Genomic DNA, 21313 nt, shown 5'->3' with positions numbered 1-21313 from the left:
TCAGGTGTAAAGAGATTCTGGCTAATTTCTTTACACCTGAATTTTATAGTTGATTTAATAAATACCGTGATGATTAAATTCGACTACTTAACATAAAGTATATTATCAGTGACACTTATTATAGAGTATTAATACTCGTATATAATCAGTCTTATAATTTATATTATGTTAAGTAATAAATATGGCAATAAGAAAGGGAGCCTGTAATAAGCTCCCTTTCCTTCTTTTTTTTCTTAGCAAGTAAGATTAGTTTTTCAGTTTCTTACCGATTCTCTCTGCATCAGCAGTACGCTTCAGTCGCGTGTAAACGCGCTGCAGGTTGGCAAGTGTTGCCTGATCTTCCGGCTGAATTTCAAGGGCTTTTTCGAAGTATGGCAACGACGCTTCATAATGCTTGATAGCCTGCTTCTCCAATGCCGGACCTTGCTTCTTGTAAGTTGCATAGTCCATCTTGGCAGCTTTGTTGTTGAACTCACTGCCCTTGTTGTACTCCAGTACACCCAGGTTAAAGAAACCGTCGAAGTTATTTGGATCTACTTCTACTGCTTTCTTGTAGTTTTTGTAAGCAGCGTCGATGTTTCCTTTGCGTTCTTCCAGGTTACCACGAACCGCATAAAGGCTGGCATTGTTCGGATCAGCTTCGATTGCTTTGTCCAGTTTAGCCATCGCCTCGTCAGCACGGTCGTTCTTCAGGTAGTAACGCAGCTCCTCCTGCATCAGGTATACGCTGTTCGGGTGCTTCTCCAGACCAGCAGCGATAGAAGCCATTACTTCTTCGTCGCTCGCTTCGATAGCCTGCTGCAGCTGAATTTTGTTTTTGTAAACATCTTCAGTTGTATGGCCAATACCGATCAATTTATCATAATATTTAACCGCTGAGGCATAGTCCTGCTTAGCAGTTGAGGCATAAGCAGCATAAAGCACAGCTGTTGTATCAGTCGGATTTAACTTGGATGCCATATCATACTTGGCAATGGCGTTGTCCCAGTCCTGGTTGTTGTGGAATTCAACAGCCTGGTTCAGTACTTGACCGTAAAGGATCTCCATACGCTCTGGTACCATTTTGCCAAACTGGCCGTTTTCACCGTCAATCTCAAGCGTCTTGTTGAACGAAGCAAGCGCTACTTCAGGAGTTTTCTCAGTAGCCAGTTTGCCGTAGATTGGGTGACCGATCAGGTCCTGGTTAATTACACCATGATAGAACCAGGTCTTCGCTTTGTCTTGAGTCTTTTTGTGCTCCGTGGCTTTATTGATGTCTTCTAGCGCTTTGTCCAGTGTACCGTTCTTGTGATTAAGCACGGCGCTGTTCACGGCTGAGTTCTGAGCGACAGCAACCTGAACGCTTGCGGCTGCCATGGCTGTCATCAGTATTTTTTTCATACTATTCAGAGATTGGTTTTTGTTTGTTTGTTAAACGATTAATAAATAAAATAAAATTCCATTTTACAGATTAAACTTCATCCTCAGCTACTTCCGGATCTATCTGATTATCAGGTTGCAAGGAGTCTTCCGGCTTCAGTTCTGACTGCTCCATCAGGGCTTCAGCCACTTCTTCTTCGTTCTCCATCTCCACTTTTGCTACGGATGAAATCTGGTCGCCTTCCGTCAGTTTGATCAGTCTTACGCCTTGCGTAGCGCGGCCAATCACACGGATATCAGCAACGCGCAGTCGAATTGTGATGCCTGAACGGTTAATGATCATCAGGTCATCGGTATCAACCACGCCTTTGATAGCCACCAGCTTGCCGGTTTTGTCCGTTACGTTCAGGGTCTTCACCCCTTTTCCGCCGCGGTTCGTTATACGGTATTCTTCCAGCAATGAACGCTTTCCAAAACCATTTTCAGAAACTACCAGCAGTTCTGTGTTCTCGTTTTCTACACAAACCATACCAACTACCTTATCATCTGGTCCGGCCAGTGTTACGCCGCGCACACCTGCTGCGTTACGACCCATCGGTCTAACCTGGTGCTCGTTGAAGCGGATGGCACGTCCGGAACCCAAAGCAATGATGATTTCACTGTTGCCTGTAGTCAGCTGTACGTCCAGCAGTCGGTCTCCATCATTGATCGTGATCGCATTGATACCATTGGTACGTGGCCTGGAGTATGCCTCCAGCACGGTCTTTTTGATCGTGCCTTGCTCGGTACAGAATACCAGGTTGTGGTTCAGCACGAAATCCTGGTTCTTGAGGTCACGCACATTGATTACCGCACGGATCTTGTCGTCCTTTTCAATGTTGATCAGGTTTTGGATAGCACGTCCTTTGGTGGTCTTCCCTCCTTCCGGAATCTCGTACACCTTCATCCAGAACACACGGCCAAACTCCGTGAAGAACAGCATGTGATGGTGGGTGCTGGCAACAAACAGGTGTTCTGTGAAGTCGCTCTCCTTGGAAGCGGCTACTCCACGTGAACCAACACCACCACGGCTCTGACTACGGTACTCGCTCAGCGAAGTACGCTTGATGTAGCCTTCGTGCGAGATGGTGATCACCATGTTCTCTTCCGGGATCATGTCCTCGTAAGAAATATCGCCGGTAGAAGCCTCGATGCTGGTACGACGTACGTCACCGTAGCGCTCTTTTATTTCATTTAACTCGTCTTTGATGATCTGCATACGCAGGCCTTCGTCATTCAGAACTGAAGTCAGGTAGTCGATCAGCTTCATGATCTCCGCATATTCTGCCTGGATCTTGTCACGCTCCAGACCTGTCAGACGCTGCAAACGCATGTCAAGGATTGCACGAGCCTGGATCTCAGACAAGGCAAAGCGCTCCATCAAGCCGTTGCGGGCAATCTCCGGGTCACGCGATGAACGGATCAGGTTGATCACTTCATCAAGGTTATCCAGGGCGATCAGCAAACCTTCCAGAATGTGAGCACGCTTTCTGGCTTCGTCCAGCTCGTACTGCGTTCTGCGGATCACCACTTCATGTCTGTGTTCTACGAAGTGATGAATCAGGTCTTTCAGGTTCAGCGTCATCGGGCGTCCTTTTACCAGGGCCACGTTATTCACGCCAAACGAGGACTGCAGTTGCGTATACTTGTATAAGTTGTTGAGTACTACGTTAGGTATAGCATCGCGCTTCAAGTCATACACGATGCGCAAACCGTCACGGTCAGACTCGTCACGCAGGTCGGCTATACCTTCAATCTTCTTCTCGTTGATCAGGGCAGCAGTCTTCTCGATAAGAGAAGCCTTGTTCACCATGTAAGGAATCTCCGTTACGATGATCTGCTCTTTGCCTGTAGAAGTTGTTTCGAAAATGGCACGACCGCGCATCAGCACGCGTCCACGACCCGTTTCGAAAGCGGCCTTCACGCCATCATAGCCATAGATGATACCGCCAGTCGGGAAGTCAGGCGCTGTGATGTAGTGCATCAGTTCAGCTATCGTGATCTCCCTGTTATCGATATACGCAATGGTACCGTTGATGACCTCTGTGAGGTTGTGTGGCGCCATGTTGGTGGCCATACCTACCGCAATACCGGACGTGCCGTTCACGAGCAGGTTCGGAAACTTGGCTGGCATGACAGACGGCTCCTTCAGGGAGTCATCGAAGTTCGGCACAAAGTCCACGGTATTTTTATCGAGGTCAGCGAGCAGTTCGTCGGCTATACGCTTTAGGCGTGCCTCTGTGTAACGCATCGCAGCCGGTGAGTCACCGTCAATAGAGCCGTAGTTACCCTGACCGTCTACCAGCGGGTAGCGCAGCGACCACTCCTGGGCCATACGCACCATGGTCTCGTATACCGAGGAGTCACCGTGCGGGTGGTACTTGCCCAGCACCTCTCCTACGATACGCGCTGACTTTTTGTAGGACTTGTTATAGGATACCCCCAGTTCGGACATGCCGTACAGCACACGACGGTGTACTGGCTTCAGGCCGTCTCTCACATCGGGTAAGGCTCTGGAAATGATAACAGACATTGAGTAGTCGATGTATGCACCGCGCATCTCGTCTTCAATGTTGATCGGTATTATTCGTTCGCCTTCGTTCATGTTCAAGGTCTAAATAATAGTTTTGTGTTGGTTGAATATACTCTTCAGGCAAAAGCCTGTAACATTCTTTAGTTTTTACGCTGGCTCTTGTCGTTAGTGCGCTTGCGCACCTCCCCTGTTTGCTTCGGCAGCTTTTCGCCTATTTTAGGGTTTTGTTTTTTGTGAATGGGCTGCCCACGGAATTCCTGCTCACCATGTGCATGCACCATGCGTACCTGACAGGCACTGATTGGACAAAGTGGTTTGCAGGAGGATACAGTTAGAAGCAGCAGAGCAGCGCTAAAGGGTAAAAGCAGTCGGATTTTTGCCATGCATGTTGGGTTATGAAGAGCACTGGAAACTGTTGTTGCGCTCTTGCAGCCTTATCATACAAAAGTAGTAAAATTTGGATTAATAAACCAGTGTTTCAGGGGATAGTTTAGCTGCCCGGAACACTGCTTTTATACCTGTTTTATACCTTAGGCGGGGTGAAAGCCATTGATGGTAAAACCACCGTCTACGGCCAGTGTCTGACCAGTGATATAGGCTGCTGCCGGCATGCAAAGATAGGCCACTGCACCCGCTACATCTTCTGGTTTGCCAATCACGCGCATCGGCGTTCTGACAAGTACTTCGTGCAGGTACTGTTCGTTCTGCAGCACGGTCTGCGCAAGTGGGGTGCTAATGTACCAGGGGGCAACGGCATTGACCCGGATTCCATCTGCCGCCCACTCCCCTGCCAGGTTTTTCGTAAGTTGCACCAGCGCGGCCTTGGTCATGCCGTAGATGGCACCTGTTCGCACATGCGTAAGACCCGCCACCGAAGTTACATGGATAATGTTTCCCTGCTCTGAAGCTTTAAGCAGCGGATAAAAGCCCCGACTCAGTTCAAAGGCAGAGCGCAGGTTGGTGCTCATCACAAAGTCGTATTCCTCAGGCGAATATTCAGTCACCGGTTTGCGGATGTTCGTGCCTACGTTGTTGACCAGCATATCCAGCTCACCCCAAAGGGTTTGCACTTTGTCCAGCAGCTGCTGGCGACCTTCTGCCGTGCTTACATCAGCTACCAATACCTGCAGTCCTTCGGGAAACTTCTCCTGTAACTGCTGCAGGTCTGCTTCTTTGCGTGCCACCGCCAGTACCTCGGCTCCCAGGGCAATAAACTCTTCTACAATCGCGGCGCCTATACCTTTGGAGCCTCCTGTTACAACGGCTTTTTTGCCTGTCAGGAGCCAACGGTTATGAAATGTATCCTTATCCAATTTTTTCTATGCTGAATGTTATGACTTAATATAGTTTTTCACTAATTTAATAATTCTAGTCTAAACTTGGTTTTCTTTATATTTTTAATCGATAACTGAGGCATAATTATCTATATAATATTGTTTTAAAATGAAAAAAATACTACTTGTCGCTTCATTATCTTTGGCAGCACACATTTCTTTAGCTCAACAATCAGTTAGAGCTACTACTGGAGTTGCTCAGCAAAACCTGGAAGACTTAGGCAGAAGCAATAGCAATGGAATGGTGTGGTCATTTGATGACAGATACGAAGGTGTCAAAGGATCTCCATACTTTTCAGATAATTGGATGAACGCCGAATTATTCATTAGTGATAGGCTCTTTGGGAATGTCGAGGGCAAATACAATGTAATGGAAAATAAGTTTTTTTATCGCGACTCAGCAGGAAAAACCTTTGTGTTAAGTGAAGATAAAATAGCTAGGTTTATGCTCTATGATAAAACCAATGAAAACCTCTATAACTTTAAGAAGATAACGAGCGGTAATATTGATTCTAAATTGAAGGACCGCTTCTTCCTTGTTCTTAGTGAGGGGCCTAAAATGGAGCTACTCATGCTACCAGAAAAGGTTATGTTCAAAGCCAGTCATAAGTCCAACTATGGTGGCAATATTCCTTATGATGAGATTGTTACCAAACATACTTACTATATCATTAGTCATCAAAAAAACATACAAAAGGTTAAACTTAGTAAAAATAACCTACTTAAGTTGCTGTCTGATAAGAATGTTGAGGTACAGACGTTCCTGATGAAAGAGAACATAGACGCCACCACCGAAGACGGTTGGATCAAAGTGCTGATGTACTACGAAACGCTGTAGTTATCCAACAGCAGCTATTTTAACAGAGAAGGCCCCTGATGAAGGTGGCTTTTCTGTTACTGCTTCACGCCTAGAATACGGTTCAAATATGCTTTTAGATAATCACCGTCTATTTTCGGTCGGTTATTTACTTCTTCAAAGTGAAGAGAGCCATCCTGCTCACGCCAGACATGGTAAACGAAGACATACTGCCCTTTCCCTTCCTGCCAGCCGTCAAACTGACCAAAGCGCAGATCCTTGATATAAATACCCCGCTCCACCTCTTCTACCGCATGATAGCCTTTAGTGATCTCTAGCAGGCGTTCCATTTTCGGGTGGCCACGGTACTCCTCCAGCAAATACTCCTGGCGCGGTTCAAAGCTATACCTGATATCCCGGTCCTGGTCAAGCAAGGAGTAAAAGCCTGTGTAAAAGCCGTCTTCAGTGGCCGCAGTGGCAGACCAGAGCAGAGTGTTCATAGGAGTGGCTTTCACGATCTCTGACTCAAAGCGTATACCTTGATCCTGCAGGCTTTCGGTGAAGGCATTTTTGGCATAGGTCTGTGCTGCAAAAGAGAATAGTATGTAGAGCGAGCTGATCACCAGGCCAGCATTGTTCCAGCGTCGCCGCTTGGGGTTACGCCTGTCATAAAACATGACGGCAATCACGCAGATCAGAAAGGGCACCGTATACAGCGGGTCTATGACAAAGATGTTGTAAAAGGCTACACCGTAGTTGCTGAATGGCCAGAATAGCTGAGTACCCCAGGTTGTAAAGCTGTCGAGTATGGCGTGGGTTGTGAAGCCCAGAAAGAACAGCAAGGTCCAGTCGCGGAAGCTCGCGTGCTCATTTTTGTAGAGCCGCCAAAGCATCCAGCCCAGCAATGGCGAGGCCAGGAAGGCAAAAAAGAAAGAGTGTGTGACAGATCGATGGAAGCTTAACTGGCCCACCATGTCCAGTAGCGGATTAACCAGTACGTCCAGATCCGGGATTGTGCCGGCGATGGCACCCCAAAGCAGGGCTTTGTTGCCCAGTTTGCGGCCAGCCACCGCCTCGCCTACGGCGGCTCCCAGTACGATCTGTGTTAGTGAATCCATCCGTGGCTACTTAATGATTGGAGCACGCTTGAATTCCTTGTTTCTATCAAACAGGAAACGGTACGTCACATAAGTTTTCAGCACGCGGCTCCCCACCTGCTCCACAACTTTCATCATTTTAGGGTTGAAGTCCCCGATCCAGTTCATTTGCATATCATAGTAAGGGATATTCGGATTACCCTGTACCAGTTTAGCTGCAGACACCACCATGGCCGCCTCTACGCCTTTGCCCTGACACTCTGGCGTGATACCGAATACAATGCCGTACATTGTCTTGCAGGATCCTCTCCAGCGATGGTAGGCAAATTTGATCTTGCCCCACAGGTCCAGTTTCCCGTTCACGTGTTTGAACAGCTGATTCAGCTCAGGTATAGCGATGAAGAATCCGGCTGGCTCCCCATTGTGGTATGCGAACCAGATGATCTTCTCATCCAATATCGGCTTCAGAGCTTTCATAATGGATTTTGCCTGTGCTTCACCCATTGCCTTAACACCTTCATGTTTTACCCATCCCTTGTTGTAAACGGTACGAAAGTCCTCGGCGTATTTTTCAAGGTTGTTCTTGTCAAGGTGCTGAAAGGTATAGCTTGGGTCAGACAGTACGCGCTGCGCCTTCTCATGGTATTCCGGCGCAAGCGGATCCTCTACGGTGCGGTAGTAAACATACTGGTTGAAGTATAGCTGAAAGCCGTAGTTCTCGAACAGTTGCTGGTAATAAGGATGGTTGTAATTCATGCAGTAGGTGGGCTCGTAAAAGCCGTCTACCAGAAGTCCCCACCACTTGTCGCGCTCGCCGAAATTGATCGGGCCATCCATGGCTTCCATACCACGCTCCTGCAACCAGTTGCGGCAGGCCTCGAATAGTATGTTAGCTGCTTCCTGATCATTGATACAATCGAAGAAGCCCATGCCACCGGTAGGCTGTTCAAAAGAGTTCGCTGTTTTCCTGTTAATGAAAGCGGCTACCCTGCCGATGGTTTCGCCCGTCTCGTCTTTCAGGATCCAACGGATGGCTTCACCGTCGCGCAGCAGCTTGTTCTTTTTGGGATCAAAAACCTGGTGCACGTCCTTGTCAAGCGGCCGGATGTACTTAGGGTCTTTGCGGTATAGCCTGACCTGCATTTTCAAAAACTCTTCAGCCAGTTCAGGTGTGTTTACTTCTATCAGTTGCATGGATCGGATTCAGTGCTTGGATGAATCCCCAAAATAAGTCATAAAACTTGAAAAAGCATATATAGCAGGGGCAGGTTCAGACCAAAACATTGCAGAGATCTGCTGAGGTATGGAGGAGGCATAAAACAAAAAAGGCCTCAGATTTCTCTGAAGCCTTTTAAGAGCCCCCAGTCGGAATCGAACCAACGACCTACTGATTACAAGTCAGTTGCTCTACCAGCTGAGCTATGGAGGCGGTAAAAGTACAAATAAAGTTGAGCCCCCTGCCGGGATCGAACCAGCGACCTACTGATTACAAGTCAGTTGCTCTACCAGCTGAGCTAAGGAGGCGATACTTTATTTGTGTTGCCCTATCGTTCTAAAGCGTTGCAAAGGTATAATATAGTTTTTAATATACAAACACCTCCTGCAGGATTTTTTTGCCCTTTTGCGATAAGCTTTTGAATATCAAACAGAAATTTTTATCTTCTGAAAGCGGCCAGCTGCCGCTGCAGGATGTCGATTCGCTTCTGTGTGTCTTCTATACGTCCTTCGTACTCCTCTCGCAACTTGTCTGCATTCTTGGAACGCGCAAAGAAGTCGAGGTTGGTACGAAGTGTCTGGATGTCATTCTGCAGTTGTGATATCTCACGACGCAGCGTCTGCTCTTTCTGGTACAGCTTCTGTGAGGCGTCCGGACTGTTCTTTAAACGGTCGACCTGTAGCTGTGCCAGCATGGTAGCACGATCATCGTAGTGCAGATCAGGCACGCGTTCCAGGTAACGCTCCATCAGGGACAGGAACTTCTCCTCTACCCTTGCGCTTACACGCTTATTGCCGGCATCCAGGGTACCCCATTCCGCTACGATCTTGTTGTAATCTTCCAGCGAAGTCGTTGTGTTTGGCTGAGCCAGTTCTTCTGTTATACGGTCGCACAGGGCCAGTTTTTCTGAAGATAGTTTCTCTATTTCGGCGCCTTTCTGCTGCTCCTGCGCCTGCTTGCGGTCAAAGAACTCGTTGCAGGCTGCTCTGAAGCGCTGCCAGATCTTGTCGGAATGCTTGTCTGGCACGCGTCCTATGGTTTTCCACTTCTTCTGGAGCTGGATCATTTTCTCCTTGGTGGCATTCCAGTCTGTACTTTCTTTGAGACTTTCAGCTTGTTCGCACAGCTCAGTCTTCAGACGCAGGTTCTGCATTTTCTGCTCGTCCAGCCCTTTGAAGAACTGATTCTTATGCTGGAAGAAAGCTTTGTAATTGCTCCAGAAAGTCTTGTTGACTTCTTCTGCGTATTCTTTCGGTACGAGGCCGGCATTGTCCCATTCTTCTTTGAGCTTCTGGATCTCGTCTGTTTTATCGCGCCACTCGTTAATGCGGTCGGTGTTGAAGCTCTGGAATTCCTGTAAGCGAGCCAGCAGGCTGCGCTTTTTCTCCAGGTTTGCCAGCTCAACAGTTTTGCGCTCTTCCATGTAGGTGCGACGGTGCTCATGCACTTTCTCAGAGGCCTGTATGAAGCGCTCCCAAATGACGTCGCGCTGCTCATTTGGTACCGGACCGATGTTTTTCCACTCCTCGTGCAGGTGGCGCAGTTCCTGTAGGGCCTTGTTAATAGACTGTTCGTTCTGAAGGGCTTCGGCGCGCTCGATCAACTGCACTTTGGCGTCCAGGTTACGGCGTCTGTCCAGCTCTTTCATCTCGAAGAACATGCTGCGGTTGTTGTAGAAGATGTCAAGCAGGGCATGATAGGAATCCCATAGCTCCTGCGCTTCGCCTGGCGGCACCGGGCCTATGCTCTTCCACTCACCCTGTAGTTTCTTCAGTTCATCGCTGCTGTTTTTGGTTTCCGCTGACTCCACCAGGGTACGCAACTGTTGTAACAGTTCACGCTTGCGCTCCAGGTTTCGATGGCGCTGCTCTTCGCTGTGCTGACGCTCCTGATAACGTGCCTCGCGGTAGGCAGTATAGAGTTGCTCCAGCTCGGTGTGTTCCATCGGCGCATGGTACTCAAAGTCCTCTTCGGTACCACCCTCCTGACGGAAGCGGTCAAGCGCCTGGTTTTTTTCTATCTGGAATTTATCTTCATACTGGCGATGGATTTCCTGTATTTTCTTGTATTTGCGTTTTGCATCAGGCCCTTTGAGAAGCTGGGCCAAATGGTTGCGCAGTTCCTCTATCGACATCTCGCTGTAGTCTGTGTGGTCATCCTCATCCAACTCTTCGTCGTCATGATGATCATCAGCTGCTGCCGGTGCCTTTGTTTCTGCTGCCGCTGAGGCAGTTGGTGAAGGTGCTGCTGGTGTTTCTGCCTGTGCAGGAGTCTCAGTTTTGGCCGTAGCAACTGTTTCGGTTTGAGATGTTGCAGCTATCTCTGCCTCCGGCAGGTTAGCATCAGCAAAAGCCTCCGTTATTTTTTCTGTTTCTGACGTTTCTGCCTCAGAAGCCAGTTCTGGTTTTATTTCAGGCTGTTCTTCTTTGGGCACACCTTCTTCCGTTGGATTGTCCTGTGCGCTTTCTTTTTGAGCGTTGATTTCGGCGAGGCGCTGTTCTACAATATCCATCGGCGACGAGGCCTGCTGCTCGTTGGCTTGTGCTTCGTCTTGTGGCCGGGGCTTGTTGGCCTCAGCTCCGTTTGCGTCGGTGTGCTGTTTATCAGTTGTCATGACTTCAGGTTTTAGTCCACGTTTTGTCAGTTCAGGCGGGGGTCTACAGGGTAGTTCGACAGTACCTTATATTTTCCGCCCATTTGGCGCAGTATGTTTCGCCAAAGCGTATCTGCTTCCAAATTAAATAATTTATTTGCAGCATTGTTGTTCACGATCCAAACATTTTTGTCGATCTCCTCCTGCAGTTGGCCAGGTGTCCATCCGGAGTAGCCAAGAAAGAACTTGATATCTGCCGGTGTTACCTCTCCTGTGCCGATCATGGTGCGAAGCGACTCAAAGTCGCCACCCCAATACAAATTGTCATCCAGCTGCACCGCCTGCGGCAGATCCGGTATCTGGTGTACATAGTGCAAGGTGTTGTATTGCACAGGTCCCCCTATACCTAGTTCGGCTTCAAATGAATCATTATAAATATCAACCACATCAGACAGCTTAAGGTTTGACAATCGGTTGAGTACCAGCCCAAATGTCCCCTCTCCTTCCACGTGGCTGCAGATCAGCACCACAGTCCGCTCAAAGTTTGGGTCACCCAGGTATGGCTCCGAGATCAGTATGCTGCCGTTTTGTGGCTTATTTTCGCTTTCTTCCTCCATTGTTCTCCAGGGTTTAGTTGCTTTACCTTACAAAAACTTCTGGCCTGGCAGGCCTGGCAATCGCTATTTATACCTTCTTACGGAAACAACACATTAGGGTACAATTCCTGTCATCTGGCAAAGCCATTCAAAGTCATTTGTTAACGGGATGAAATCAGTAAGCACTGGAAATAAGTCTTCTAATTTTATAAAATAATTTTAAATTATTGCAATATTAATTAAAATTTAAGCCTCAGCCGATTATTTTATAATTTTGGGCAAATCATCGAGTCTACTATGTCGCTACAGCATGACATTGCCTCTATCCGGAAGAATTACTCCCGGCAGGCACTTACCGAAGAATCTGTTTCCAATGATCCACTCGACCAGTTTAAGGTATGGCTCAATGAAGCTATCCTCTCCCAGGTGCTGGAGCCAACGGCGCTGGTGCTCTCCACTGTGTCGGCTGATTGTCGACCTTCGTCGCGTGTGGTGCTTTTGAAGGAGGTGTCTCCGGATGGCTTCGTGTTTTTTACCAATTACGACAGCCGCAAAGGACAGGAAATGGCGGAGCGGCCTTACGGCTCGATGACCTTTTTCTGGGCAGAGCTGGAGCGACAGGTGCGCATTGAGGGCACCATAGAGAAAGTGGCTTCGGAGGTGTCGGATGTGTACTTCCACAGTCGCCCGCGTGGCAGCCAGATCGGGGCCTGGGCCTCGCCGCAGAGCCGTGAGATAAAAAATCGTGAAGAACTGGAGCAGGCTGAGGCTAAATATGAAAAAGACTTTGCCAGTCTGGATGTAGTACCCCGTCCGCAGCACTGGGGTGGCTATGTGCTGAAGCCGGAGCGTATTGAGTTCTGGCAAGGCCGCCCAAACCGATTGCACGACCGCATCGTGTTTGAACAAGCCGATACCCAATGGACCCGCAAAAGGCTCGCGCCCTGATTCTATACCTATACCTGTAAACAAACCTGATGGCTGAAATACTACCCATAAAAGCATGGCGCTACAAAGAAGAGCTGAGCCAGTCGATTGAAGAACTGACTTCTCCCCTTTTTGATGTGGTGTCAGCGAAGCAGCGGGAGGCGCTGTACCAGAACCCGATCAACAGCATACACCTTTCAGTACCTCGCGGCGATACGCCCGCTGACACTGCGGCAGACATGTTGCAAGAGTGGAAAGCAGCGGGTACAATTGTGCAGGACCCGCTGCCCGGTATTTATGTGTATTACCAGTATTTCAGGCTTCCCGGCAGCGACCGCGAGTACTGCCGAAAGGGTTTTATCTGCCATATCAAAGCCTACGACTGGAACGAAGGCATGCTCCTGCGTCACGAGAATACGATACCGAGCGCCGTGAATGATCGCATCGACCTGCTCGACAAGACCCTGATGAACACCAGTGCCACCCATGGGCTTTATACCGACCCTGAATTTGTATTGGAGCGTTACATGGATGAAAGTATTCAGTCGCCGCTATATGTGACCGAAGACTACCAGGGCGTGCGCGACGTACTGGCCGTGATCCACGACCGCGAGGTGATCAGGCAATTTTTAGCGGTACTGGAGCCGCGACAGGTACTGTTGGCAGATGGGCACCACCGCTACGAGGGTTCGCTGGAGTACCGGAAAAAGCGCATGGCTGACAATCCGAACCACACGGGTACGGAAGCCTATAACTACCACCTGATGTACCTGACCAATACCGAGGCCGATGACCTGCGCATTCTGCCGACGCACCGGGTGCTGGAGAAGATAGATCTAACGGACGAAGAGTTTCTGGAGCGCCTGCGGGAGTTCTTTGTGGTAACGCCAAAAGAGGACGCATACGAACTAAACGAGGTGATCGTGGGCAAGAACTGGGCTTTCGGGCTATACCTGTCTGGCAATGCTTATAAATTGCGCCTGAAGCCGGAAGTGCACCACCTGATCGATTGGCCCGTGCCACAGGAAGTGAAAGACCTTGATCTGACGGTGATGCATTATTTTGTATTTGAAAAGGTGCTGGGTATAGATCGGGAAGCCCAGCGCGATTACCCGGGTCTGAGCTATGTGCGCAACTTCACAGCCTGTGTCAGTCAGGTTGACTCCGGTAAAGCTCGTTTGGCCCTCATCACCAACGATGTGTCGATGGAACAAGTGAAACGGGTATGCTACAGTGGCGCCATCATGCCGCAGAAGTCCACCTTCTTCTACCCGAAAACCATCTGCGGATTTTTATTCAGTTCAATCAAAGAAAATGAATTTATCTCGTCCAATACTGCTTGCCTCTAATTCCCCGCGCCGCAAAGAACTCTTAGCCGGGCTTGGGCTTCAGTTTGAAGTGCGTGTGAAAGAAGTGCACGAGGTTTTCCCGGAGCACCTGCAACGCGAGCAAGTAGCCGAGTTTCTGGCTTCTCACAAAGCCGATGCCTATACTTCCGAAATAAAAAATGAAGTACTGATCACGGCCGATACGATCGTATGTCTGGGTGAGCGCATTCTGAACAAACCCGCCGATGCTTCGGAAGCCTTTGAGATGCTAAAGGCTTTGTCAGGTACGCACCATGAAGTGATCACGGGTGTTTGCATCCTGACCAAGAACTCCAAGACCATCTTTCATGATGTGACCAAGGTATACTTTAAGAGGTTGAGTGACGAAGAAATCAATTACTACATTGAGCACTACCAACCCTTTGACAAAGCGGGTGCCTATGGTATACAGGAGTGGATCGGCAAGATCGGTATTGAGAAAATCGAAGGCTCCTACTTTAATGTAGTAGGGCTGCCTGTTCAGAAACTCTATACCTACCTCAAGGACCTTCAGGTAATCTCTTTATAATATTGCACTCAACAGCTTTCACAGTTTGCAGGTATAGCACGGATTACTTTCTTCCCTCAAAACGGAACGATATTTTTCCTATACAGCTTAATCTGTTTCATGCTGCAAGAGCATATTGCCGGAAATGCGAATCAACATGTTAGCTTAGAATCCATAATCGATTTAGCACATCATTAATTACTACATAAAACCAGATGTCTCTTACCAAATTATACCTGGCCAAAGGAAAAGAACACTCCCTGAAGCGTTTTCACCCGTGGGTTTTCTCTGGCGCCATTAAAAAAATTGAAGGATCGGAGCCGGAAGAAGGCGACACGGTGGAGGTATACTCAAACCAGCGTGAATTTCTGGGCATGGGCCACTGGGCACCGGGCTCTATTGCAGTGCGCGTGTTCTCTTTTGAGCAGGTTGAGCCAGACTATACCTTCTGGAAAAGCAAGGTGCAGCAAGCTTACGATTACCGTAAACGCCTTGGTCTGATCGACAATCCGCACACAGATGTATACCGCCTGGTATACGCTGAGGGCGATGGTGTGCCGGGTCTGATTGTGGACATGTACAAAGACACGGCCGTGATCCAGACGCACTCTGTGGGTATGTATTCGGTGCGAGAGCATGTTGCCAAAGCCCTGCAGGAAATTTACGGTCCGCACCTGAAAGCAGTTTATGACAAGAGCGCGGAGTCGCTGCCGGCTAAGTCACCGGTGCAGGCCGAGAATGGCTATTTGTTTGGCGAGTCAAGCGGTGGCGTAGTGGTGACCGAAAACGAGAACCAGTTTTTTGTGGATTGGGAAAGCGGCCAGAAGACGGGCTTCTTTATTGACCAGCGCGAAAACCGGGAGTTGCTGGCCCGTTACGTGAAGGATAAGTCGGTGCTGAACACCTTTTGCTATACCGGCGGCTTCTCGGTATACGCCCTAAACTCCGGTGCCAAAGAGGTGCACTCGGTTGACGTATCCAAAAAAGCCATTGAACTGACGATCAAAAACGGTGAGCTGAGCCAGGCACCGGACCGCCATGAAGCCTATGCAGTCGATACATTTGAGTTCCTGAAAGGAAAAGAAGACCGCTATGATGTAATCATCCTGGATCCGCCAGCCTTTGCCAAAAGCCAGAAAGTGCGTCACAATGCCGTGATGGGCTATAAGCGTTTGAATGCAGAGGCCATGAAGCGTATTAAGCCGGGCGGTATTCTTTTCACTTTCTCCTGTTCGCAGGTGGTAGACAAGTACCTGTTCAACAACACGGTTATGGCAGCTGCCATTGAGGCCGGTCGCAACATCAAGATCATGCACCACCTCTCCCAGCCCGCCGACCACCCCATCTCCATCTTCCACCCTGAAGGCGAGTATCTGAAGGGGCTGGTGCTGTTTGTGGAATAAATTGGGACTCGTAGGGACAGGTCGTGACCTGTCCGCACAATAGCCGATCAAATTTTGATGAAAAACCATGCTATGGATAGGGATATATACCTCACGTAGCATGGTTTCTCATTAATAGGCTGATAAAGCTTCGTAGCACCACGACGTTACACTGTAACGTCGCTACAATCTACCTCCTACACTCCCCAACTCTCAAGTTCTAAAACTTGTGGCAATTCCATGCGGATGCGCCATTCTTTTGGATAGTAATTGTTGAGGCGGTTGCCGACTTGCTTGGCCCAGCCGAGTGGAAGGCCTTCGAACTGCAGTAAGATCCAGTCGTTGCTGTTGCCGCTGATGCCGATGTCTTCCTTGCGGAGATAGCGCAGCGCTGATTCCAAGTCGAGTTCTTCGGTGCGGAAAGCTGCTTTGTTGAGGTACTGCGACAGTGCCAGGGACTGCAGTGGTTTTAGCTTTTTACCTTTAGCTTCGGCTATTTCGGTACCGGCGTAGATCACATACAGATTTTGGTAGAGCTGGTCCACTTCATCAAACAGATTCTCAGGTATAGCCGAGATCACTTCGCCATACTGTACCCAGGCACAGCGGTCCGGTTCCAACAACCAGTCGCTGACCATGGCCTGTTCTTTTTTGCCGGCTAGTGTTAGCTTATGCTTTTTCTTTTTTGATGAGCGCTGCGGCTCTTCATACTCCCCTGCCTTTCGGATTACGGACAGAAAGAAGCCTTCACCCTGCACCTGATGCGGGTAGAAGCGGTAACCTGAAACGCCGTCGAGTGATGTAGCCTCTACTCCCCATTCCGGATCCAGTGTGAGTGAAAGCGGCTGCGCGTTTTCCTGGTCAGCCAGCCAGGCAATGTTCTGTTCGTTTTCCGCCAGGTTCCAGGTACAGGTGCTGTAGATTAGGATACCGCCCGGTCGTAGAGCCTCCCACACATCCATTAAAATACGCTGTTGCCGCTGAGCGCAGAGGTTCACGTTCTCGTCTGACCATTCATTCATTGCCTGCGGGTCCTTACGGAACATACCTTCGCCACTGCAGGGGGCGTCTACCACCATCACATCAAAAAACTCAGGCAGTCGGCTAAAGTCGCGCGGATCGTTGTTGGTGACTACCACATTGCCGCTTCCCCACTTGGTTACGTTCTCGGCCAGTATGCTGGCACGGCTGCGAATGACTTCGTTGGCTACCAAAAGACTGTCAGGGGAGATCAAACTGGCGATGTGGGTCGTTTTGCCACCAGGTGCTCCGCAAAGGTCCAGTACATGGAGCGGCTGGCTGAGGTCTGCATGCTGACGAAGCGCCTGCTCTAAAAACATGGAGCTGGCTTCCTGCACATAGTAGGTACCGGCATGCAGACGCGGGTCCAGTGTGAACTGCGGTCGTGACGGCAGGTAGTAACCTGTCTCTGTCCAGGGGACACGCGGCAGGTTAGGCTGGCCCTGCAGCTTATTTTTGTTTAAACGGATGCTGACTGGCGCAGGCTGTTGCAAAGCTGTCTCGAAGCGGGTGTAGTCCGCTCCCAGCTGTTCTTTCATGCGCTCGACAAATGAATGTGGTAATTCCATACCCTAAAGGTACGGCTATTTGGTCTTTCAGGAAAAGAAGTGATTTGTGTTGTTAGGTCGGTTGCTGATTTATTAGCTCCAGAAATTCCTGCACAATGGGAATATCAGCCGGGCACCAATTATAGTTGGGAAGATCCTGTGGCATTACCCAATGGTAAGAGCGGTGTTCTGTGAGCTTGATTGTTCCTCCGTTGTATTGGCAAAGGAAAGGTATAAGTTCAATTGTTTTGTCATCATACTCCTGTACAACGGGTGTAAGACGCTGCACCGGGGTGATGCTCAGGTTCAGTTCCTCTTGAATCTCACGTATCAGGCAGGCGATCTCAGTCTCTCCTTCCTCTACTTTTCCGCCGGGGAACTCCCATAGCAAAGCTTGTGGCATGGTTTCGCTGCGCTGGGTGACCAGCACACGACCATATTGTTCAATCAGGGCACAGGTAACTTTTGTAATCATAGTTTAAGTTAGCAAAGTGGCGCGAATAAATATATCCTTATTTTGATATTTTTTTGCTTAAAGCAGTTTCCAGCAGATAGAAGACTAGTCCGGTAAAGAGACATACTGCCAGGTTGAGGGTTATGTTCGTATCGTCCAGTATCAGCCCGAAGTATAAAACCTGCATCAAAAAGATATGGTAGGATGCTTTTCCTGTGGTTGCCATAGCACGAAGAGCCAGAAAATTTGACTGCTGCGGAAAAACAAGTATGCCTACATAAATCAACAAGGCGGCGTATGGAAAAGTAAGAAACAACTGTGCCTGCCACTCGGGGCGTATGTAAGGAAGATTGATGTTGAGGTATTGATGAAAGTACAGGTATAGCCCGCTTAAAAACCCAACCAGAAGCAGTAGCCGGCCGTGCCTTTTAGCAGAGGTACTCATCAGGCGGGAGAGCCACAAGCCTAAGGCAATGGCTGAAAAATAACGAAATAAAGCAGCATCGTAGAGATAGCGGTCCTCTTCAAAATAGTTAATGTGGTAAGCTATGAGCTGAAAAGCTATTTCCAGGAGTACCAGCAAGAGACCGGTGCGAACAGGCCAGCGATTGAAGGTATAGCCAATCAGGGGCAGCGCGATCAAAGACTGCAGCAATAGCGTAATAAAGTAATTGCCTTTGCCTGAAACCGGCAGCACGCCGATCAGGTTTTTCCAGCCCAGGGTATAGACCTCCCGTGCGTGTACCTGTTCCCAAACATAGCCTGCCACCAAGGCGATGACATAAATCAGCAAAAGCGGGAAAATAATGCGAAGGGCCTTCTTCTGAAAATAATGTGGGGTATAAAGCTGATCAAAATGCAATGTCTTGCTGCCGTAAGACATCCCCAGGTTCAAACCCATCAGTACCATAAACACCGGCACAGCCTGCCAGATATGATACACGGCATAGCTGTCAACCAATTGCTCCCGCGAGAGCGAGTGCAACAGCAGCACGGCGATAATGGCCAGTCCTTTCAGGATGTCAATTTGCTGGAAATGCTGTTTCATGTGTCAGACCCGACCAACCGATATGGGCTTTAAACGCGAAAGGCACACCACAGGGTATGCCTTTCGTGCTATATGAATTGTTATGGCTTAGGTGAGTTTTTCCTTCAGAATCTCAAACTCCACAGCCGGTGCGATGCGTTCGTACAGGATCAGGTAAACCGCTGTCGTGATCGGCATGTCTACTTTTAGCTTTTTGTTGAGCTCGTAAATGCTTTGCACAGCATAGTAACCCTCCGCTACCATGTTCATCTCAATCTGGGCCGACTTCACAGTATAGCCATGTCCGATCATGTTACCAAAAGTACGGTTACGGCTGAATTGGGAGTAGGCTGTCACGAGCAAGTCTCCCAGGTATGCTGAGCCGTTCAGGTCGCGGTGGATCGGCATGGCGGCATGCAGAAAGCGCTCAATCTCCTGCATCGCATTTGATACGAGCACCGCCTGAAAGTTGTCACCATAGTTCAGGCCACGCGCTATACCGCAAGCCAGCGCAATAATGTTCTTGATCACAGCACAATACTCCACGCCGTCAAGGTCGTCGAGCGAATTAGCTTTGACGTAGCGGTTGCGCAGCAGTTCGCAAAAACGTTCCGCTGTGGGCAGATCGTGCGAGCCGATGGTCAGGTAGGACTGCTTTTCCATGGCTACTTCCTCGGCATGGCACGGACCGGCAATCACCAGTTGGTGACTGTTCGGAACGTCGTACTGCTGGCCCAGGTAATCCGTGATCAGGATATTCTGTTTAGGGATCATTCCCTTGATGGCAGAAATCAGCACTTTGTCGTTTAGCGAATTCTGATCCAGGCCGCTTAACGCCTCCTGTACAAAGGCGGCAGGAACGGCCAGAATCACCCAGTCCGCTACGGCAACTACATTGCGCAGGTCCGTCGAAGGCTTTACATAGTTAAGGTCATAGGTCACGCCACTCAGGTAGCGAGGGTTATGACGGTAATTAATCAGGTGTTGCACGTCGTTTTCGTTGCGCATCCACCAGTGTACCTGTGATTTATTCTCTGAAAGGATCTTCACCAAGGCCGATGCCCAGCTTCCCCCTCCTATAACTGCAATTTTTTCCAAACCGGATGTTTATTTGTTATTCACCATTCGCTTCAGCCAAAGCTGATTTGTTTAGTGACTTCTCGTCTTTCACGGCCACTTTAGCTCCGTCTTTCAATGTTTTCGATACAGCTCTGAAAGGACCGGATACTATTTTCTGACCTTCTTCCAGTCCGCTCAGAATCTCGATGTTCTCGAAGTCGCTGATACCGGTTTTCACTTTTACTGATTTCACGGTGTTATCAGCGGCATGTACAAATACAACTTCTTCGATTGGTCCTGAAGGTGCCGCCGTAGCTGGCTCCGCGTTATTATTCGCGTTTTCTTCATTCCCGTTTTCTCCTTCAGCATCGTTGTCTGTTGTTCTGGCTGGCGTGTTCGAGCGAGTCGTCACAGCCGACAAAGGTACAGATAAAACGTTATTTTTGCGTGCTGTGATGATATCGACCGAAGCTGTCATGCCCGGGCGGAAAGGACGGGCATTTTTGTCGGCCAGGTGGCTGTAAGATTCGTTCAGCAAACGGATACGCACCTCAAACTCGGTCACGGCTTCGAGTGAAGCGGCGTCTTTTGCAGTATTGGCAATGGAGGTCACGATGCCCTTGAACTTCTCGTCGCGGCTGGTGTAAGAATCAACTTCCACGATTACAGAGTCGCCCATACCCACCCGGATGATATCGTTCTCGTTCACGTTCACACGTACCTCCATGTTGTTGAGGTTGGCAATGCGCATGATCTCTGTACCAGCCATCTGGGAAGTACCTACCACACGTTCTCCTCTTTCCACATTGAGTTTGGATACGGTGCCGCTTACCGGAGCGTAGATGGTGGTTTTGTTCAGGTTCTCACGGGCGTCATTCAAAGAAGCCAGCGCATTCTGAACACTGAATTCAGCGGCACGCACGCTCTGAGCCATAGACTCAATCTCCTGCTTACCTGCTTCATACTGCGCCTTGATCTGCTGAAATTCCGCTTCGGAAATTACCTTCTGGTCATACAAGCTCTTATTGCGCTGGTAGTTCTGCTCTATTTGAACAAAGTTTGCTTTCGATTGCGCCAAACGGGCTCTTGACTGCGCCAGGTTAGCACGGGCCTGGTTTACGCCAGCCGTCTGCATGTCCACCAGCGACTGGTAGTTGTCAGGGCGTATACGAACCAACAGTTGACCTTTTACTACGGAGTCACCCTCCTGCACGGTCAGTTCAATGATCTCACCTGATACATCCGGGCTTATTTTTACTTCAGTTTCAGGTTGTACTTTACCAGAAGCACTTACCTTTTCTACAATCTCGGAGCGCTTCACTTCGGCCAGCACTACCTCTGTTCCTTCTTCTTTGCCAATCCAGCCTGCCTTTTTAGCTGCCAGAGCCAATACAAGAATCAGAACCAGAGCGCCTATCAGGGTGTAAATAAGCTTATTCGATTTTTTCGCTGCCATAA

18 protein-coding genes and 2 tRNA genes are annotated in these 21313 nt (G+C 49.1%); 5 read left to right on the top strand and 15 right to left on the bottom strand.

The window, feature by feature from the left end; translation table 11 throughout:
* Nucleotides 1-246: 246 nt before the first annotated feature.
* The 4 genes from AC5FXQ_RS17820 to AC5FXQ_RS17805 form a co-directional block, all read right to left on the bottom strand.
* Nucleotides 247-1380: a tetratricopeptide repeat protein gene (locus AC5FXQ_RS17820; protein WP_493603767.1), complete on the bottom strand. Its 1134-nt coding sequence runs from the start codon at nucleotides 1378-1380 to the stop codon at nucleotides 247-249.
* Between the two features lie 70 nt (nucleotides 1381-1450).
* Nucleotides 1451-4003 carry a DNA gyrase subunit A gene (gyrA, locus tag AC5FXQ_RS17815; RefSeq protein ID WP_493603841.1) on the bottom strand — a complete coding sequence of 851 codons (2553 nt, stop codon included), beginning with the start codon at nucleotides 4001-4003 and terminating at the stop codon, nucleotides 1451-1453.
* 68 nt (nucleotides 4004-4071) lie between these two features.
* A complete protein-coding gene (locus AC5FXQ_RS17810; RefSeq protein ID WP_493603766.1) occupies nucleotides 4072-4314 on the bottom strand; it encodes a hypothetical protein in 243 nt (80 codons plus the stop codon).
* A 147-nt stretch (nucleotides 4315-4461) separates the two neighbouring features.
* Nucleotides 4462-5244: an SDR family oxidoreductase gene (locus AC5FXQ_RS17805; RefSeq protein ID WP_493603765.1), complete on the bottom strand. Its 783-nt coding sequence runs from the start codon at nucleotides 5242-5244 to the stop codon at nucleotides 4462-4464.
* A gap of 130 nt (nucleotides 5245-5374) precedes the next feature.
* Here AC5FXQ_RS17805 and AC5FXQ_RS17800 point away from each other — a divergent pair, with 130 nt between their 5' ends.
* Nucleotides 5375-6103 (top strand): hypothetical protein, encoded by a 729-nt coding sequence (locus AC5FXQ_RS17800; RefSeq protein ID WP_493603764.1) that lies wholly within the window; start codon nucleotides 5375-5377, stop codon nucleotides 6101-6103.
* 56 nt (nucleotides 6104-6159) lie between these two features.
* Here the strand turns inward: AC5FXQ_RS17800 and AC5FXQ_RS17795 are convergent, their stop codons facing one another.
* The 6 genes from AC5FXQ_RS17795 to AC5FXQ_RS17770 all read right to left on the bottom strand — a co-directional run bounded on the left by AC5FXQ_RS17795 (nucleotide 6160) and on the right by AC5FXQ_RS17770 (nucleotide 11584).
* A complete protein-coding gene (locus AC5FXQ_RS17795; protein ID WP_493603763.1) occupies nucleotides 6160-7179 on the bottom strand; it encodes a metal-dependent hydrolase in 1020 nt (339 codons plus the stop codon).
* 6 nt (nucleotides 7180-7185) lie between these two features.
* Nucleotides 7186-8352 (bottom strand): hypothetical protein, encoded by a 1167-nt coding sequence (locus AC5FXQ_RS17790; protein WP_493603762.1) that lies wholly within the window; start codon nucleotides 8350-8352, stop codon nucleotides 7186-7188.
* A 162-nt stretch (nucleotides 8353-8514) separates the two neighbouring features.
* Nucleotides 8515-8587, bottom strand: a tRNA-Thr gene (locus tag AC5FXQ_RS17785).
* A 22-nt stretch (nucleotides 8588-8609) separates the two neighbouring features.
* Nucleotides 8610-8682: transfer RNA gene (locus AC5FXQ_RS17780), tRNA-Thr, on the bottom strand.
* A 131-nt stretch (nucleotides 8683-8813) separates the two neighbouring features.
* The gene (locus AC5FXQ_RS17775) at nucleotides 8814-10988 is read right to left on the bottom strand and encodes a DUF349 domain-containing protein (protein WP_493603761.1); all 2175 of its coding nucleotides are present in this window, start codon (nucleotides 10986-10988) and stop codon (nucleotides 8814-8816) included.
* A gap of 26 nt (nucleotides 10989-11014) precedes the next feature.
* Nucleotides 11015-11584, bottom strand: a complete 570-nt coding sequence (locus tag AC5FXQ_RS17770; protein WP_076421796.1) for a YqgE/AlgH family protein — start codon at nucleotides 11582-11584, stop codon at nucleotides 11015-11017.
* A gap of 276 nt (nucleotides 11585-11860) precedes the next feature.
* Between AC5FXQ_RS17770 and pdxH the strand changes: the two genes are divergently transcribed.
* The 4 genes from pdxH to AC5FXQ_RS17750 all read left to right on the top strand — a co-directional run bounded on the left by pdxH (nucleotide 11861) and on the right by AC5FXQ_RS17750 (nucleotide 15768).
* The gene (pdxH, locus tag AC5FXQ_RS17765) at nucleotides 11861-12511 is read left to right on the top strand and encodes a pyridoxamine 5'-phosphate oxidase (protein ID WP_493603760.1); all 651 of its coding nucleotides are present in this window, start codon (nucleotides 11861-11863) and stop codon (nucleotides 12509-12511) included.
* 29 nt (nucleotides 12512-12540) lie between these two features.
* Nucleotides 12541-13839 carry a DUF1015 domain-containing protein gene (locus tag AC5FXQ_RS17760; RefSeq protein WP_493603759.1) on the top strand — a complete coding sequence of 433 codons (1299 nt, stop codon included), beginning with the start codon at nucleotides 12541-12543 and terminating at the stop codon, nucleotides 13837-13839.
* Complete coding sequence (locus AC5FXQ_RS17755; RefSeq protein ID WP_493603758.1) at nucleotides 13805-14386, top strand: Maf family nucleotide pyrophosphatase; 582 nt, start codon at nucleotides 13805-13807, stop codon at nucleotides 14384-14386. Before AC5FXQ_RS17760 ends, AC5FXQ_RS17755 begins: the two co-directional genes overlap by 35 nt.
* Nucleotides 14387-14580: 194 nt before the next feature.
* Complete coding sequence (locus tag AC5FXQ_RS17750; protein ID WP_493603757.1) at nucleotides 14581-15768, top strand: class I SAM-dependent rRNA methyltransferase; 1188 nt, start codon at nucleotides 14581-14583, stop codon at nucleotides 15766-15768.
* Nucleotides 15769-15944: 176 nt separating this feature from the next.
* Here the strand turns inward: AC5FXQ_RS17750 and AC5FXQ_RS17745 are convergent, their stop codons facing one another.
* The 5 genes from AC5FXQ_RS17745 to AC5FXQ_RS17725 all read right to left on the bottom strand — a co-directional run bounded on the left by AC5FXQ_RS17745 (nucleotide 15945) and on the right by AC5FXQ_RS17725 (nucleotide 21311).
* A complete protein-coding gene (locus tag AC5FXQ_RS17745; RefSeq protein ID WP_493603756.1) occupies nucleotides 15945-17336 on the bottom strand; it encodes a methyltransferase RsmF C-terminal domain-like protein in 1392 nt (463 codons plus the stop codon).
* Nucleotides 17337-17388: 52 nt separating this feature from the next.
* Nucleotides 17389-17790, bottom strand: coding sequence for a (deoxy)nucleoside triphosphate pyrophosphohydrolase (locus tag AC5FXQ_RS17740; RefSeq protein WP_493603755.1), 402 nt, complete (start codon nucleotides 17788-17790; stop codon nucleotides 17389-17391).
* Nucleotides 17791-17827: 37 nt separating this feature from the next.
* Entirely contained in the window at nucleotides 17828-18817 is a 990-nt protein-coding gene (locus tag AC5FXQ_RS17735; RefSeq protein WP_493603754.1) for an acyltransferase family protein, read from the bottom strand.
* A gap of 87 nt (nucleotides 18818-18904) precedes the next feature.
* Nucleotides 18905-19894: an NAD(P)H-dependent glycerol-3-phosphate dehydrogenase gene (locus tag AC5FXQ_RS17730; RefSeq protein ID WP_493603753.1), complete on the bottom strand. Its 990-nt coding sequence runs from the start codon at nucleotides 19892-19894 to the stop codon at nucleotides 18905-18907.
* Between the two features lie 16 nt (nucleotides 19895-19910).
* The gene (locus AC5FXQ_RS17725) at nucleotides 19911-21311 is read right to left on the bottom strand and encodes an efflux RND transporter periplasmic adaptor subunit (RefSeq protein WP_493603752.1); all 1401 of its coding nucleotides are present in this window, start codon (nucleotides 21309-21311) and stop codon (nucleotides 19911-19913) included.
* Nucleotides 21312-21313 lie beyond the last annotated feature (2 nt).

Source organism: Pontibacter sp. LHS1, assembly GCF_058932855.1.
This window is presented reverse-complemented; position numbering and strand designations above follow the sequence as displayed.

Bases quoted from the DNA above. Each gene is read 5' to 3' on its own strand.
- AC5FXQ_RS17790 (WP_493603762.1), bottom strand. From the start codon at position 8,352: ATGCAACTGATAGAAGTAAACACACCTGAACTGGCTGAAGAGTTTTTG.
- AC5FXQ_RS17810 (WP_493603766.1), bottom strand. From the start codon at position 4,314: ATGGCAAAAATCCGACTGCTTTTACCCTTTAGCGCTGCTCTGCTGCTT.
- AC5FXQ_RS17775 (WP_493603761.1), bottom strand. From the start codon at position 10,988: ATGACAACTGATAAACAGCACACCGACGCAAACGGAGCTGAGGCCAAC.
- AC5FXQ_RS17760 (WP_493603759.1), top strand. From the start codon at position 12,541: ATGGCTGAAATACTACCCATAAAAGCATGGCGCTACAAAGAAGAGCTG.
- AC5FXQ_RS17745 (WP_493603756.1), bottom strand. From the start codon at position 17,336: ATGGAATTACCACATTCATTTGTCGAGCGCATGAAAGAACAGCTGGGA.
- AC5FXQ_RS17750 (WP_493603757.1), top strand. From the start codon at position 14,581: ATGTCTCTTACCAAATTATACCTGGCCAAAGGAAAAGAACACTCCCTG.
- AC5FXQ_RS17820 (WP_493603767.1), bottom strand. From the start codon at position 1,380: ATGAAAAAAATACTGATGACAGCCATGGCAGCCGCAAGCGTTCAGGTT.
- pdxH (WP_493603760.1), top strand. From the start codon at position 11,861: ATGTCGCTACAGCATGACATTGCCTCTATCCGGAAGAATTACTCCCGG.
- AC5FXQ_RS17795 (WP_493603763.1), bottom strand. From the start codon at position 7,179: ATGGATTCACTAACACAGATCGTACTGGGAGCCGCCGTAGGCGAGGCG.
- AC5FXQ_RS17725 (WP_493603752.1), bottom strand. From the start codon at position 21,311: ATGGCAGCGAAAAAATCGAATAAGCTTATTTACACCCTGATAGGCGCT.
- AC5FXQ_RS17755 (WP_493603758.1), top strand. From the start codon at position 13,805: ATGAATTTATCTCGTCCAATACTGCTTGCCTCTAATTCCCCGCGCCGC.
- AC5FXQ_RS17800 (WP_493603764.1), top strand. From the start codon at position 5,375: ATGAAAAAAATACTACTTGTCGCTTCATTATCTTTGGCAGCACACATT.
- AC5FXQ_RS17735 (WP_493603754.1), bottom strand. From the start codon at position 18,817: ATGAAACAGCATTTCCAGCAAATTGACATCCTGAAAGGACTGGCCATT.
- gyrA (WP_493603841.1), bottom strand. From the start codon at position 4,003: ATGAACGAAGGCGAACGAATAATACCGATCAACATTGAAGACGAGATG.
- AC5FXQ_RS17740 (WP_493603755.1), bottom strand. From the start codon at position 17,790: ATGATTACAAAAGTTACCTGTGCCCTGATTGAACAATATGGTCGTGTG.
- AC5FXQ_RS17770 (WP_076421796.1), bottom strand. From the start codon at position 11,584: ATGGAGGAAGAAAGCGAAAATAAGCCACAAAACGGCAGCATACTGATC.